Genomic DNA, 13705 nt, shown 5'->3' on the forward strand with positions numbered 1-13705 from the left:
TCCCCTCAGATGTCGATGTCGACGATACGGCGCACCATCACGATGCCTGCAGTCTCGAGCGCCAGGATCAGTCCCACAACGACCCATCCCTGCGTCGTGTCCCACAAGGGCTGCATGGCCTGAGGCTGCAACCAGGAAAGGACCAGTATCAGGCCGACGGGAAGACATGCCATGATCCAGGCCTGCAAGCGCCCCTGGGCCGTCAGGGCGCGAATGCGTCCGGCCATGTGCTGCCTGTCGCGCAAAGTCTGCGCAATGCCCTCCAGGGTTCCGGCCAGATTGCCGCCGCTGCTGCCCGCCACCTGCAGCGCGGACACCATGAGCGCCGCACCCTCGGTCCCCGTCCTGCGATTCAGGCTGTCGAGCGCCGTCTCAAAACCGACGCCCATGCGCTGCTCGCGCAAAAGCAATGCAAACTCCTGCCCCAACGGTGCAGGCATGTCCGCCACCAGCTGGCGCAGGGCTGCCTGCACGCCCGCGCCTGCGCGCAGCGCTCCGCCGAGGGCAAGCAGAAAATCCGGCAATTGGGCATCGAAGCGCTCCAGACGCCTGCGGCGCCAGCGGGACAGCAGAAAGCGCGGCAGCAGCAAGCACGCCGCCAGCGTCCCCGACGACAGCAGCCAGAACTGCAGGAGCAGGTGGACCAGCAGCGTGCAGGCCGCCGACAGCAGCAAGGTCGCCCCCCACAAGGTTCCCGGATCGAGGAACAGGAAAAACTGCTGCATCTGGTCTCGCATGCGTTCCTGGAACACATGCCGGCAATACCGATAAATGCGCATGCCGGACAGGCCAAGATACCAGCATGCCACCGCGGCAAGAGTGCCGGAAAGGATTACGGTCATGATCAACATGCGTGCTCTCCCGATGCCGCCGGATGCTCGACCGGCAATGGGCTGAATCCGGAAAAAGCCGCGCTGCCCATCCCCGGAATATCGCCGATCCCATCCGCCAGCCAATCGGGAACGACACCACATCCCCGGAAGCCAGGTTCCGGGGCCGGCTCCAGCCGGAACAGTTCCTGCAGCTGGATGCAGCCGCTTTCCATGCCGGTCACCTCGCTGATCGATACCAGCCGCCGGCTGCCGTCTTTCATGCGCGCCTGCTGCACGATGATGTCGACGCTCGAGGCGATATGCTCGCGCACCGCCACCAGCGGCAGATCCATGCCCGCCATCAATATCATGGTCTCCAGCCGGCTCAAGGCATCCCTGGGGCTGTTGGCATGCAGCGTGGTCAACGAGCCCTCATGGCCTGTGTTCATGGCGGCCAGCATATCGAAGGCTTCCGCCCCTCTGCACTCGCCGACGACGATACGGTCCGGGCGCATGCGCAACGCGTTGCGCACCAGGTCGCGTATGCTGATCCGCCCCCTCCCTTCAAGATTGGCAGGCCTGGCCTCCAGGCTGACCAGGTGCGCATGGCTCAATCGCAGTTCCGCCGCATCCTCGATGGTGACGATGCGCTCGGCTTCCGGAATGCCGTCGGAGAGCACGTTGAGCAGCGTCGTCTTGCCGGATCCGGTTCCTCCGGAAACCAGTATGTTCTTGCGCAAGCGCACGCAACCCAGCAGGAAGCGGGACATGGCTTCATCCAGTGATCCCATCCGCATCAGGTCCCGCATGGCCAGGCGATGGGCAAAGAACTTGCGTATGGTCAGGCTCGCGCCCCGCAGGGCCACGGGAGGAATCACCGCATTGACGCGCGAACCGTCCTTCAGCCTGGCATCGACCATGGGAGAGCTTTCATCCACGCGCCTCCCTATGGGAGCCACGATCCGATCGATCACCCCCAGCACGGCCGATTCGCTGCTGAAAACCGCGGCATGGCGATGAAGGCGGCCCCTGCTCTCGACATAGATCTCGTCATAGCGGTTCACCATGATTTCACTGATCGCAGGATCCGCCAGCAGATGCTCCAGCGGCCCCAGCCCCACAGCCTCATCCACGATATGGCGACACAAGGCCTGCCTGTCCATGTCCTCAGGCAGTTGGCGATCGACCGCCATCAGATCCTTCAGCAGCCGTATGGCCTCGACGCGCAAGGCAGAATCATCCATGTCGGCGATATCGTGCCGCCGCAAGTCGAGCGCATGCAGCAGCGCGGCATGCAAGCGCTTGCCATGTCCGGAGAAATCGCCGGGCGCCGACGCCTTGGCGAAGGCTCCCGGTACCGCGACGGCAGGTTCGGCATGCGCCTGTGGCGACATGGAGGGCATGTCCTTGCCGGTATCGTTGCCCGGAGAAACCCGAGCCGCCTTATCGACATCGGAAGTTCCGGAGCCCACTTCAGGGGAATTCCTGCCTGGCTCGCGATACGAAGCCTCTCTCATTTCCATCGGCGCGGATACAGCCGCATCCCGCTGGCCAGGGATATGTATTTCCTTGATCCGCAACAGGCAATTTCCAACCACGATCTCGTCCCCCACCTGTAGAGGGCCATGGCGAAACACCCGCTTGCCGTTGAGGAGCGTCCCCGAAAGAGAACCGTAATCCTCCAGGAATACACCGCTTTCCCTCAAGGTAAATTCCATATGTCGGCGCGCGACGCGCCATCCGCTCAGACGCAACTGGCAAGCGGCTGCGCGCCCGACCTCGCAAGGCAGCCTCACCTCGCCGGGCTCGACGCGACCGTCCTCGAAGCAGAGCTCAAGGCGCAACATAGGCGTCCTCCTCGTAATCCACCAGGTTCCTTCGATTGCCCGCCAGCACGGCCTGGCCCGCATTGTCCGTCCACTGTCCTCCGGCCCCCGCCCACCATCCCGCCTGGCTCGCTGCGGCTGGAACAGCCAAAGTATCGATCGACGTGTTCAGGCGCGGTGGATCGGGAAAGGCTTCATCCAGTATCCCTTGCGCATTGGCGACCCGCCTTGCCATGTCGGGATGGCCCGGAGACACCACGACGGGAGTGACGAACACTGCGAGCTCCGTTTCCTGGCGCTGCTTGCGCGTGGCGCGAAACAGCCCTCCCAGGAACGGCACGTCTCCCAGGGCGGGCACCTTGTCGACATTGCGAGAATCCTCCCGCGAAATGAAGCCTGCGATCACCAGCGTTTGCCCGGACTTCACGTTGAACTCGGTAACGGCCCGTCGCGTCTTCAGGGATGGCCCGTTCGGCACCGACAAGGACGGGTCTATCGAGCTGACTTCGACTTCGATGCGCGACCGGATGGCCGAATTGCGCTCCACCTGCGGCGTAATTCGCAGCGAGACTCCATAGGACTTGAACTCTGTGCTGGCATTGCCATTGCTATCCGTCGAGGAGTAAGGCACTTCGCCGCCGGCCAGGAACTCCGCTGTGGCGCCACTGCGCGCCAACAATTGCGGCTGCGCAAGCATGACTGCCTCGCCTGTCTGCGCCATGGCCTGGATGCGCGAGGACAGCAAGGCATTGACTCCGAAATAGGCCGCCGACGCACTTGCCGGAAAGACCGCCGGAACCGGCGCCAGTCCGGGTCGATCCGGCAAGGGATGTCCATGCGCTTCCCATGCCAGGCCGGCATTCAGGCCGCCCTCTGTCGCAGGGTTCCAGCGCACGCCCAGGTCCTGCAGCCGGCTGCGCGGTATTTCGACCACCTGGACATCCAGCAGCACCATATCTTCCCATCCCACATGGCTGGTGAAATCCAGTAACTGCGGATAGCGCTCGGCCAGGGACGCGACCCTGGTCCGATCGGCGTCTCCCAGGGAGTCTCCTTCCACCACCAGGCGGTCTCCCACCTGCCGGACACTGACGCCGGGTATGGTGGAAAGCGCCTCGCGCAGCTCCTCCTGCAGTTGTCTTGCCCCTGTCGCGGCGACGTCCACATGATATTTCCTGCGCCTGCCATCCTCAGACCATACGTGCAGCGAGGTGGCGCCTTCGTTCCTGGCGAAAACAATGACTTCCTTCTCGTCCGTGGCGACTGCATTGAGCACATGTCCATCGCCGACCGCCACTCTCGCCACGCCAGGCGACGACAGAACCTTCACCTCGCCAACCTCCATCTCTATCGTTTCGCCTGCCGAGGCTGAAATGATGCCTGCGCAAAGCCAGTTGAGCAGCAGAAGGGCAGCTCCAGCGATGTGCCTTGCATGGTTATTCATCCGGCGCCTCCTCTGCCATGTCTTCGCCTGCTGCCGCCATGTAAGGCAGCGCTCCCATCTCAGGCAAGGCCGCAAGCCTGCTTGCCAGAACGGCAGGGACCGGCAGATCGAATACGCCCTGCGCGGGAGCCGCCGCCGCGGGGGCGGCCTGCAACGACTGCACAGGCCTGGCAGTGCGATTTCCGTAGATGACCTCCGCCCGCTCTTTCTTCTTTACGACAGGCGCGGCGCCCAGGCCCAGCAGGCTGGCAAGATCGCCGCGCATGGCTTTCTGGCTGGCGCCGTCATCCAGCGGAGATCTCAGCATCGCCGTAATCGTGCCGGACTGCCTTGCGGCCACCAGCTTGACCGCATCTTCGGGCGTAGTATCCAGCGTGATAGTGGCGTAGCCCGCGGCCATGGCACTGACCGATGCCTGGCCCGTTTCCGTGCCTGTGGCAAGTACCCGTACTCCTTGCAGCAGGGGGGCGGTAATGCGCCTGCGCTGATGATCGAACGACACATACAGATCGATCATGTCTCCCGGCGATAGCAAGCCGGATGCCGAATTGATCGCATCCACCGGCATGGTCAGCGCCCGCCTGCCCATGGAAAGCTGCTGCGAGAATGTCCCGGTCCCGGCCGATCGCGCATGCGCCCGTACCAGCATGTCTCCGGCGCGCAGGTCGGAAAGCAATATCTTGCCCGCCAGCTCATTGACCTGGACCGGCGCCATGCTCCCCGAGGGCACGAAATCCGCTGGAAACTTGCGCACAGCCAGCAAATCCGTTTCCAGCCTGGTGCCCGCAGACAGGTCATAAGCCGCGACAATGCGCTCCACCTGCGGCTGCTGGTGCTGCCGCTCGATCTGCATGACTTTGCCTTTCAGGTAGCCCTGGGCGCCCCAGATCGCGGCCAGGCCCGCGGCAATGGATAGCAGCAGGACGGCGAGCGTGGGCCCCGGCATGGAGATACGGATGCGGCGCATCTCACTCTCCCTCCGATGCAACCGCCAAGCGGCTGTGATAGAGCAGGCTGCCTTCACCCAGTGCATCGGGCAACAGGACCAGCCTTTCCCCATGTCTCTGCCAGGACGAATAGCCATCCGCAGCCGATGAGAGCAAGGCATCAGTGCCCCAACCTTCCCCGCGCAGTCTGCGCTGCAGGTAGGCAAGCATGTGCGCATGACTCGCGCCGACATGCAGGACTTGCTGGGCAATGCCAATGCCTCCCGGCCAGGAAACATGGTCGAGCAGAGCATTCGCATCCGTCAGCGAGAATCCGGAAGCATCCCGCCTGTCCACCTTCCGGGGTATCGCGGAGGGCGAGATCTCGAGCGCGGAAACATAGCCTGCGGTTCCGCTTTCAGCCGTTTCCAGGTGAGCCACCCAATGCCAGTTGGCGTCGATGCCCGAAAGCTGGATCATGGCCGGCGCCAGCAGCATCCTGGTAAATGTGCCGCTCTGGCTGAGCCGCCTTGCGCTATCCGGCAGCGCTCGATCGGACAGGAAGCGCCGGGTGTGCAGGCGCATGTGAGAGATCCGCTGTGTCTCGGTAGCTGACCAGCGGAAGCCTTCCGTCTTTTCCATACGCCCGAACCCGCCATCGAGCAGGCGTGCGCTTGCCAGCGCATTGGCCGGCGGAGCAACGGCAGACAATACGCAGGCGGCAAACAGCAGACGCGCTGCTGTCTCGCTGAGGGTTGCACCACTGCATGCAATACGCTTTTTCATGGCAGATTCCCATACGGTTTCTGAATATAGGCCGGCAGGCGTCCCGCCCACGGCGACAGCCAGTCGAAATCGGGCAAGGGCCGCTTCCAGGGAGCATCCACCGGACGCATGAGCGTTTCCGTCCGCCTGCCCAGCGCCATGGAGGCATCCGCCTCCGAACGCCACAAGACCAAGGAACCGGCGATACGCTGCTGCGCCTGCCCGTGGCTTTCCGCATGGCCGGCCGCGCCGGACAGAATGGATGTCTGCCGCGCCAGCCGCATTCCCTGCAGATGGACGGAACCGCCGGCTCCCGGCGCTTTTTTCTGCAGTGACACGTCAGCCATTCGCATGACGTCGCCATCCTCCACGACGACGATGGATGCGGTCGCAATGACATCCTCCTCGAACCCCAGCTCGCGCCACGCCGAGTCCGCAAGAGGAGGCAGGCCGCTGGACCGGATCTTCGCACCCGCCATCGAATCATCGACGGAAATACCCCAGCGCACCGACCCGCGAGGCAGCAAGGCCTTGCCCCGCCTGTCGTTCCAATGCTGCCCGCCATGGAAAACACGTTCGGCCGCCTCCGACATCTGGCTCGCCTGTGGATTACGCACGTGCTCGAATGCCAGGGCCCGGCTGGCATGAGTCGCCTGCAAAGCGATATCCTGCCATCGATACAGCCAGGCGACGGCGCCCGCCATGACGATCAGGGCTAGCATGGCGACCAGCCCCTCCGCCAGTGCTTGCCCGCATTGGCCCGCCCTCATCATGGCATCCCTCCACCATCTGAAGGCGAAGCCAATGCCGCCTGCCAATAAGGATGGAACAAATGATGGTGCGGCAGCGCCTGCGCCGTATCGAGCGAACGAGCGGCGGGAGGCAGGGAAAAGAAAGTCCTTGCCGCGCTGGCGGCATGAACGATCTGTCCGCCCCGCCCCGGCATGCCCAGATAGGTATCGAACGTCAGCTCCCGCCGGCGATGCGCGGCACTGACGTCGTAATGGAAGCCCAGCCCCATGCCCGACCAGACAGTGCGCGCGGCAACGGCGCGCGAGTTCGCCAGTGGATTGTTGCTGCCGGAAAAAATGTTCCAGTCGGTTCTCTCCTGTACCCAGCGCCAGAAATCCTGCTCGGAAAAGTCTTCCGGCGGATCCTCTACATGCTCGATGCCGTCCGCCGCTCCGCCCGATTCCGGTATCCAGGCCCATGCCATCGGATACTCGCGAAAATAGCAGCCGATCCAGCGATTGGAGCGCAAGGCGTGGAAGGACAAGGTATCCTGGGACTGCCAGTGACCGGACGCATCCAGCCGGGTATCTCCCCTGCGCCTAAGCTCATGCCTGCGCCACGGGCAACGGCTGCTGACCGGCCAGGGATTCTTCCGGGTTTCGTTGCGCGGCGACAGAAAGGCATACAGGCCTGCCAGCTCGTCCAGGAAAGGCAGCAATCGCGTGCCGGACTGCCTTGCAAGATATCCCGGCCATCCGTCATTCCTGATTTCCAGGCGCGTGCCTTCGGGAAGAGCAGCGACTCCGTAATTACGTTCCAGCACCTGTCTCAGAGCCTGCATGCGCGCAGCCGGCAGAGCCACGACGAGCTGCGTCTGCAAGGCCTGGAGCACCTGGCGCACCTTGCGATCATGCGCCTGGTGGGCCTGCATCAATGCGTCGTACAGCATGCGGCCCTGGCCCGCCAGGGCCCTGCTGGAGGCATAGGCCTGGCCGTACTTGATGCCGAACTGCATGCCGATCAGATGGACCGGTGGGTTTCCCTGCAGCAGTTGCCCAGCCTGGGTCTGGCCGAACATGGCCCAGGCGCCCAGCGCAGTCAGGTGCGCCATCGCCACCTGGTGTCCCGCCTGCGCCCGGTTGAGATAAGACAGGAGGTTCATGACCTTGGCTTGCACCAGCGCGGCGCTGTAGCTGGCGGCATCCAGCGCATGCAACTGCCTGCTCTTGGCGGCGACCATCTGCCCGGCCTGGAAATACCGCAGGAAGGCCAGCGCGAGTACGCCCATCAGGATAAGGACCAGCACCAGCGCCTGGCCTTGCTGGCGCGCCATCGGACGCGAGAGGCACATCATTGCCCCTCTGCATTGCCGGTGAAGGATTTAAGAGACTTCGCCGCCGCCTGGGCGGCGGCGCTTTCCGCGGCCCCCTGGGCCATGCGCGAATACTCGGAACCATCTTCTCCGGCCAGTTCCTTCGCCATGGCGGCTGTCTGGCCGCGTATGACCTGTCCGAAGGACTGATAGACGGCTATGGCCGCCACTGCCACCAGCGCCACGACAATCACATACTCGGTCATGCCCTGCCCGGACTGCCTGTTCCATTGCCTGCGTTTCATGCTTCCCCCTGAACAACATCAAGCGATAGCGGAAGTTTGGCTCAGCCCACACGCCACAACAATTCGCAAAAGCCGAGCTGGACGGAAGTGTCCACGCATAGAGCATGAAAAACGGGCAATATCGCCGGACTGAACCTGCGATATTGCCCGTCTCCCGACCCGCGTGTCAGCGGGATTCGGTGGGGAACATTCAAAAACACTGGCCTAGGCGGGGCGCTCCGCGCCGCATCGCCAGCATACCGTGAACTGCGGCTCCAGCCACTCTCCGCAGGAGTCGCAGCACCAGTGCGATCTCGATCCAGACTGGTCGCCGGCGTCCCCCTCTATGAGGCGCATTGCCAGGTCCCGATCACGCTCGTGCTCCAGCCACAAGTCGGGACCGCATTGATCCACCGGAATTTCGCCCGCGACGCCTTGCAGATGCTGGCCAGTCAAATGACAAGCGATGCCTGCTTGCTGCAACAGGTTGATCCAATGCTGGGCAAGCATCAGATCAGGGGCGCGAGCCAATCGGAACATAAACCCCTGCCGCAATCGATGATCAGGCCGCGATCCTTACCTTGAGCTCGCCCAGCCCCTCTATGGAAGCGACCAGTTCGTCGCCCGCCACGACCGCGCCGACACCTGCCGGGGTACCCGTAAAGATCAGGTCGCCCGCTTTCAGCTCGAACAGAGTGGACAGATGGGCGATGGACTCGGCCACGCTCCAGATCATGTCGGACAGGTCGCCTTTCTGGCGTTCCTGGCCGTTGACGGACAGCGTGATGGCGCCTTTCTGCAGATCGCCGGTGGCGGCGGCGGGATGCAGCGGTCCAATCGGGGCCGATTGCTCGAATGCCTTGCCGGGCTCCCAGGGGCGTCCCTTGGCCTTTGCCGCGCCCTGCAGGTCGCGGCGCGTCATGTCTAGGCCGACGGCATAGCCCCAGATGGCCTGCTGGGCCTGCGCGGGCGTCAGGTTGACCCCGCCGCTACCCAGCGCCGCGACCAGCTCGACCTCATGGTGCAGGTCCGACGTCTGCGACGGATAGGCCATATTGCCTGTCTCGCCATCCTTGATCGTCAGGAGCGCATCGGCGGGTTTGCTGAAAAAGAACGGCGCTTCGCGGCCGGAATCGCCCATTTCGCGGGCGTGCTCGGCATAGTTGCGGCCTACGCAATAAATGCGGCGGACAGGAAAACGGCCGCTGCTTCCCGCGACTTCCAGCGCCGGACGTTCATGTGGTTGGATGACGAATTCGGACATATCAGGCCTTCCCTGCGTAGCGTGCGATGGATTCACGGATTTCCTTGTGCGCCGCCTCGCGGTCGGCCCAGCCCTTGACCTTGACCCACTTGCCCTTGTCCAGGTCCTTGTAGTGCTCGAAGAAGTGCTTAATGCGGGCCATCTCTTCTTCGGGCAGGTCTTCCACGGACTGGATGCCACGATACGGGGGATAAAGCTTGTCGGCGGGCAGCGCGAGCAGCTTGGCATCGCCGCCGGCCTCGTCGTCCATTTCCAGCACGCCGATGGTGCGGCAGCGGATGACGGAGCCGACCTGCACCGGGAAAGGCGTGATCACCAAGACGTCCAGGGGATCGCCATCGTCGGCGATCGTCTGGGGAATGTAGCCGTAGTTGCAAGGGTAATGCATGGCGGCCAGCATGAAGCGATCGACGAATACCGCACCGCTTTCCTTGTCGACTTCGTATTTGACGGGATCCGAATTCATCGGGATTTCGATGATGACGTTGAATTCTTCCGGCGCTTTCTCGCCTGCGGATACTCTATCGAGACTCATTTGAATGACAACCTTGAGATTTGGGAAAAAATCAGTACTTGTGCGAACCGGACGACGGCCTGTCGGATGTCTGCTCGACATCGACGCCGGGAATGGGGGCGCTGTCGAAGTAATCGTCGACGCTGTCGTCTTCGGGCCTCTGCTCTACCGGCACCGGCTTGGCCGCGGTGTCCATTTCCTCGGGCAGGCCCTCGACGAACGCCGTATGGGCGCCAGCGACAGCAGCTTGTTCGTCCGTCAGTTCGTCTTCGATTTCTGCTTCGAGGCGGGCGGGATCCTGCCGGGTATCGGCCGCCGGCAACAGACTGTCCGCCGCCAATACAGGCAGCGCGCCGGCAACGCCGGATGCCAGCCGCCAGTGGCGCGCCGCATCTTCGGAGCGACCCAGCCTGTCGTAGAGACTGCCCAGCAGCGCATGCACCCTGGCATCGCTGCGGATCCGCATGCTGCGCTGGAGATAGCGCTCGCCCTGCCCCCACAGCTGCCCGGTCAGGCACAGATTGCCCAGGGCCGCCAGCAGGTCGGGGTTTTCGGGATTGGATTTCAGCCAGCCTTCCGCCTTGTTCAGGCGCTTTGCCACATGCTCCGGCGGACACTGGGCGTAGACAGCCAGCAGTTGCGGATCCAGAGATACATCGAGCGACGCCTGGAGGATTTTTGCGGCATCTTCGTGATTGCCCTTGGCTGTCTGGATGGCTGCCGCCTCGAACGCGACGCCAGGCAGCACCCGCTCCTCGGACTTCAGGTCGCTCCAGACGGCCTTGTAGCCGTCATCGCCGGCGGCGCGCAGCCGTGCCGCAGCCGAGGTTTCGATCAATGCCTGGGCTTCCGACTTCACCAGGCCGCCTCGGCGCGACAGCAGGCGGGTCAACTCATAGACCTGGTCGAAATTGCCCAGTTGCCGATGCGCGCGCAGCAACAGGCGCGTGGCATTCACATGCAGGGATGTGGCGTCCTGGATGGGCTGCAGCAAGCCGAGCGCCTCCTGGGCTCGTCCTTCGTCGAGCAGCATTTCCGCTGCCGCGATAGCCGTCGCCTCGCGCAGCCGCGGATCGTTGGCCGCCTGGCGCGCGCGCTCGAGCGCTTCATCGCGCCGTTCGTAGGCCGCATCGTCGTGCGCGGCACGCGCCAGCGCCAAGGCCGCCAGCACTTTGCGCTGCGAGGCTTTCGTGCGATCCAGCAGGCGCTGGAATTCTTTCTGCGCCTGATCGTAGCGGCCTTCCATCATGCCGATCCAGCCGGATTCGAGCAGCTCGGCGTCGCGCTTTTCGGCGCGGCGGCCGCGCCAGAGGCGGAAACGCTCGGGACTTCCGGAGAACCAGTAGATGATGCGCAGTGTCACATGGGCGATGAAAAATATCGCCAGCAGCAGCAGCACAGCCAGCGTCAGCGACATTTCGACGCGCCATGGCGGCGCCACGATCAGCACATTGCCGCCGTGTGTCCTGAGGAGAAGCGCCAGCGCCACAGCCAGCGCCAGCAGCAGAATGGTCCAGAGCCAGGTACGCATGATCAGCTCCTTGCCGAAGCGGATGCGCGCAGCCGATCAGCAACGACCATGCCCGAAGCCTCACGATGGGAAACGGTCTGCCCCGCGTTGTTCGCGGGCGGCGTGCCCTGCGCCGCAGGGGCGGCCTGCGGCTGCCCGGCAGGAGTTTCCGCGGAGCCACCGTTGCTGCCTGCGCCCCGTGCCTCGTCGGCGCCCGGACGATCGCCGCCATTCTCGTCGGGCGTATGCCCAACCAGGTTGGGGAACTCGATATCCTTCTTGTCTTCCTCATCCTTGGCCGCATTCGCGACCGGAGGGGTTGTTCCGTTGGACGAAGACGTCGCCACGACCTCGCGCTGCGCCTCGATGGCGCGTACGCTGTTCTCCAGTGTCGGCAGGTCGGCTGCCACCGGCGTCTCCGCCAGCGCATTCACCAGGGAAATCGCCTGGCGGACCTGTGCCGAGTTGCCGTCGAAACGGGTGCTCAGCATTTTCTCCAGCATGGCCAGCTCGGATTTCCAGACGTCCGGCTGGCGCATCAGCAACGCCAGGCGCGCGGTCACTACGCGCAAGCGCATGCTGTCGCGTAGGCGTTCCGACTGGTCCAGGGACATCAGCAAGGCCGCGTGATCGTCCACACGGCGTACTTCGATCAGGGAGTTCAGGTCATGCTTGACCGATTGCCATGCTTCCATCGACCAGCGCTGCGCGACGTCCAGCGACGTTTTCCACCAGGACTCGTCCACCGGCGCGGCAGACTCCGTGGGGGCTTCCGGCGTATTCCTGGGCTGGGCGGCCTGCGCAATCTCTTCGGCGCCGCCTGATGCCTGCGGGCTGTCCACCAACATGGGAGCGTCGCTGATCAGGCCGTACAGGTTATCCAGCTGCGAAGTCCGCAGGGCGAAATCGACATTGGCGACGCCTCGCAGGCGGTCCAGGTCGCCGTTGAGCGCTTGCTGGACGGAGGCGAACGAGGGCCGGTTCGCCCTGGCCAGCTGTGACTGCGCGCTTTCCAGTGCAATGATGGCGTTGCCCACGTTGCTGCTCAGCTGCAGTTGCTGCTGCGCGATGACGAGCAGCCTGTCTATATCGTTGAGCAGCATCAGGTCGGAGCCGCTATCGGTCGCGATCTGCAGCGCCTGCTCCAGGCTTTGCAGGTGCGAGTCCGCCGCATCGACGGTATTTTTCAACTCGCTTACGCGGGACTCCTGCCGCTTCATGGCGGCCAGGGCCTGCTGCGCCCTTTCGTCGGCCTGACGCGCCACTGCCGCGCCCTGTTCCAGTTGCCGCGTCATCTGCTGCATGACCTGCTGGAACTGTTGCTGCTGATACCAGAAGGCGGCTCCCAGCAGCACGATAACCAGCAGCAATACGGCCAGCAGAATGCTTCTGCCCGCGCCTTTGCCGGGCTTGTTCTTGACTGGCGATGCCTCGGTCTGCTCTTGCATGCCGGAAACTTGGGGTTCGGTATTGATTTCTGTCATAGCGGAATTGTAATCCTTGGAACCTGCCTAAGCTAAGGCAAGCGTCATAATAGACCGAAACATGATTTTGTCATCCGGTTTGCTTACGATTATTGTTGCTTTCGCGTCCGGATACAAATGGGCGACGCTCTGGCGCAAGTGCCGGGCTATGCGCTCATGCACCACGACGAAGTCTGTACGCGTCACGAGCGCCATCATATCCGCCTCCTTCATGCAGGACAGCCACGCATCCACGCCCTGGCTGCTGGTCAGCAGGACGACGGCCCTGCGCTGCGACCGGACGAGCCCGGCCAGCGCCGCCAGCTGACATGGCCGCCATTGCGCCGGCTTGCGTATATAAGCGCGGTGGCGCTGTACATCGGCGCCCTCCCGTTTCAAGCGCTCGGCCAGCCAGGCGCGGCCGCTGTCGCCGCAGACGATCAGCACGCGGCGTGGATGGATCCCCCGGCGCTGCAGCTCTTCCCACAAGGCTTCGGAATCCTGCCGGGAATCGGCGTCCGGCGCCACGATCCGATCGGCGGGCGCCATGCCTGTACGCAGCAGCGCATTGGCGCTTGCCGCGCCCACCGCCGCCGCGTATACACCCCGCGGCCAGCTCCGCAGGCCCATGTTTTCCAGCGCGCGGAAATAGCAGCCGACGGCAAAGCCGCTGACGAATACGATCAGGTCATAGGCGGCGGGGTCCGGCGCCTGCGAAGGCGCGCTTGCCTCGAGCTCCAGCACTGGCAAGGCCAGCACATCCAGCCCTGCCTGCTCCAAGCGGGTGTTCAGCTCGGTATTCTTGCCATCAGGGCGTGTCAGCAAGACGAATGGCGTCATCTTCATCCCTGGC

At 63.8% G+C, this 13705-nt stretch carries 14 protein-coding genes; all 14 read right to left on the reverse strand.

Translation table 11 applies throughout. The annotated features are described in order from the left end of the window. Positions 1-5: 5 nt before the first annotated feature. The gene (locus EV686_RS06635) at positions 6-851 is read right to left on the reverse strand and encodes a type II secretion system F family protein (protein ID WP_132474722.1); all 846 of its coding nucleotides are present in this window, start codon (positions 849-851) and stop codon (positions 6-8) included. Next, entirely contained in the window at positions 845-2659 is a 1815-nt protein-coding gene (locus tag EV686_RS06640; protein ID WP_132474724.1) for a TadA family conjugal transfer-associated ATPase, read from the reverse strand. The genes EV686_RS06635 and EV686_RS06640 overlap by 7 nt, the downstream gene beginning before the upstream one ends. Then, on the reverse strand, positions 2646-4082 hold the full coding sequence (locus EV686_RS06645; protein WP_132474726.1) for a type II and III secretion system protein family protein: 1437 nt from the start codon (positions 4080-4082) through the stop codon (positions 2646-2648). The genes EV686_RS06640 and EV686_RS06645 overlap by 14 nt, the downstream gene beginning before the upstream one ends. Then, a complete protein-coding gene (gene cpaB, locus EV686_RS06650) occupies positions 4075-5049 on the reverse strand; it encodes a Flp pilus assembly protein CpaB (RefSeq protein ID WP_243650767.1) in 975 nt (324 codons plus the stop codon). Before cpaB ends, EV686_RS06645 begins: the two co-directional genes overlap by 8 nt. Position 5050: 1 nt before the next feature. After that, entirely contained in the window at positions 5051-5794 is a 744-nt protein-coding gene (locus tag EV686_RS06655; RefSeq protein WP_132474728.1) for a hypothetical protein, read from the reverse strand. Then, positions 5791-6546 (reverse strand): hypothetical protein, encoded by a 756-nt coding sequence (locus EV686_RS06660; RefSeq protein ID WP_132474730.1) that lies wholly within the window; start codon positions 6544-6546, stop codon positions 5791-5793. Before EV686_RS06660 ends, EV686_RS06655 begins: the two co-directional genes overlap by 4 nt. Beyond that, complete coding sequence (locus EV686_RS06665) at positions 6543-7859, reverse strand: Tad domain-containing protein (RefSeq protein ID WP_132474732.1); 1317 nt, start codon at positions 7857-7859, stop codon at positions 6543-6545. Before EV686_RS06665 ends, EV686_RS06660 begins: the two co-directional genes overlap by 4 nt. Next, the gene (locus tag EV686_RS06670) at positions 7856-8122 is read right to left on the reverse strand and encodes a hypothetical protein (RefSeq protein WP_132474734.1); all 267 of its coding nucleotides are present in this window, start codon (positions 8120-8122) and stop codon (positions 7856-7858) included. The genes EV686_RS06665 and EV686_RS06670 overlap by 4 nt, the downstream gene beginning before the upstream one ends. Before the next feature lie 204 nt (positions 8123-8326). Beyond that, a complete protein-coding gene (locus EV686_RS06675; protein ID WP_132474736.1) occupies positions 8327-8641 on the reverse strand; it encodes a putative signal transducing protein in 315 nt (104 codons plus the stop codon). A 22-nt stretch (positions 8642-8663) separates the two neighbouring features. Continuing rightward, positions 8664-9365, reverse strand: a complete 702-nt coding sequence (locus EV686_RS06680; RefSeq protein ID WP_132474738.1) for a fumarylacetoacetate hydrolase family protein — start codon at positions 9363-9365, stop codon at positions 8664-8666. A 1-nt stretch (position 9366) separates the two neighbouring features. Further along, the gene (gene ppa, locus EV686_RS06685; protein WP_132474740.1) at positions 9367-9900 is read right to left on the reverse strand and encodes an inorganic diphosphatase; all 534 of its coding nucleotides are present in this window, start codon (positions 9898-9900) and stop codon (positions 9367-9369) included. Positions 9901-9931: 31 nt separating this feature from the next. After that, positions 9932-11410, reverse strand: a complete 1479-nt coding sequence (locus tag EV686_RS06690) for a heme biosynthesis HemY N-terminal domain-containing protein (protein ID WP_132474742.1) — start codon at positions 11408-11410, stop codon at positions 9932-9934. A 2-nt stretch (positions 11411-11412) separates the two neighbouring features. Then, the gene (locus tag EV686_RS06695) at positions 11413-12873 is read right to left on the reverse strand and encodes a uroporphyrinogen-III C-methyltransferase (RefSeq protein ID WP_132474744.1); all 1461 of its coding nucleotides are present in this window, start codon (positions 12871-12873) and stop codon (positions 11413-11415) included. A gap of 27 nt (positions 12874-12900) precedes the next feature. Then, complete coding sequence (locus tag EV686_RS06700; protein WP_165972523.1) at positions 12901-13692, reverse strand: uroporphyrinogen-III synthase; 792 nt, start codon at positions 13690-13692, stop codon at positions 12901-12903. Between the last annotated feature and the right edge of the window lie 13 nt (positions 13693-13705).

Origin of the sequence: Paracandidimonas soli (assembly GCF_004342005.1) — a bacterium.
Classification (GTDB): Bacteria; Pseudomonadota; Gammaproteobacteria; order Burkholderiales; family Burkholderiaceae_B; genus Paracandidimonas; species Paracandidimonas soli.

Coding starts and splice junctions, on each gene's coding strand:
- EV686_RS06635 (WP_132474722.1), bottom strand. CDS start 851: ATGTTGATCATGACCGTAATCCTTTCCGGCACTCTTGCCGCGGTGGCA.
- EV686_RS06640 (WP_132474724.1), bottom strand. CDS start 2,659: ATGTTGCGCCTTGAGCTCTGCTTCGAGGACGGTCGCGTCGAGCCCGGC.
- EV686_RS06645 (WP_132474726.1), bottom strand. CDS start 4,082: ATGAATAACCATGCAAGGCACATCGCTGGAGCTGCCCTTCTGCTGCTC.
- cpaB (WP_243650767.1), bottom strand. CDS start 5,049: ATGCGCCGCATCCGTATCTCCATGCCGGGGCCCACGCTCGCCGTCCTG.
- EV686_RS06655 (WP_132474728.1), bottom strand. CDS start 5,794: ATGAAAAAGCGTATTGCATGCAGTGGTGCAACCCTCAGCGAGACAGCA.
- EV686_RS06660 (WP_132474730.1), bottom strand. CDS start 6,546: ATGATGAGGGCGGGCCAATGCGGGCAAGCACTGGCGGAGGGGCTGGTC.
- EV686_RS06665 (WP_132474732.1), bottom strand. CDS start 7,859: ATGATGTGCCTCTCGCGTCCGATGGCGCGCCAGCAAGGCCAGGCGCTG.
- EV686_RS06670 (WP_132474734.1), bottom strand. CDS start 8,122: ATGAAACGCAGGCAATGGAACAGGCAGTCCGGGCAGGGCATGACCGAG.
- EV686_RS06675 (WP_132474736.1), bottom strand. CDS start 8,641: ATGTTCCGATTGGCTCGCGCCCCTGATCTGATGCTTGCCCAGCATTGG.
- EV686_RS06680 (WP_132474738.1), bottom strand. CDS start 9,365: ATGTCCGAATTCGTCATCCAACCACATGAACGTCCGGCGCTGGAAGTC.
- ppa (WP_132474740.1), bottom strand. CDS start 9,900: ATGAGTCTCGATAGAGTATCCGCAGGCGAGAAAGCGCCGGAAGAATTC.
- EV686_RS06690 (WP_132474742.1), bottom strand. CDS start 11,410: ATGCGTACCTGGCTCTGGACCATTCTGCTGCTGGCGCTGGCTGTGGCG.
- EV686_RS06695 (WP_132474744.1), bottom strand. CDS start 12,873: ATGACAGAAATCAATACCGAACCCCAAGTTTCCGGCATGCAAGAGCAG.
- EV686_RS06700 (WP_165972523.1), bottom strand. CDS start 13,692: ATGACGCCATTCGTCTTGCTGACACGCCCTGATGGCAAGAATACCGAG.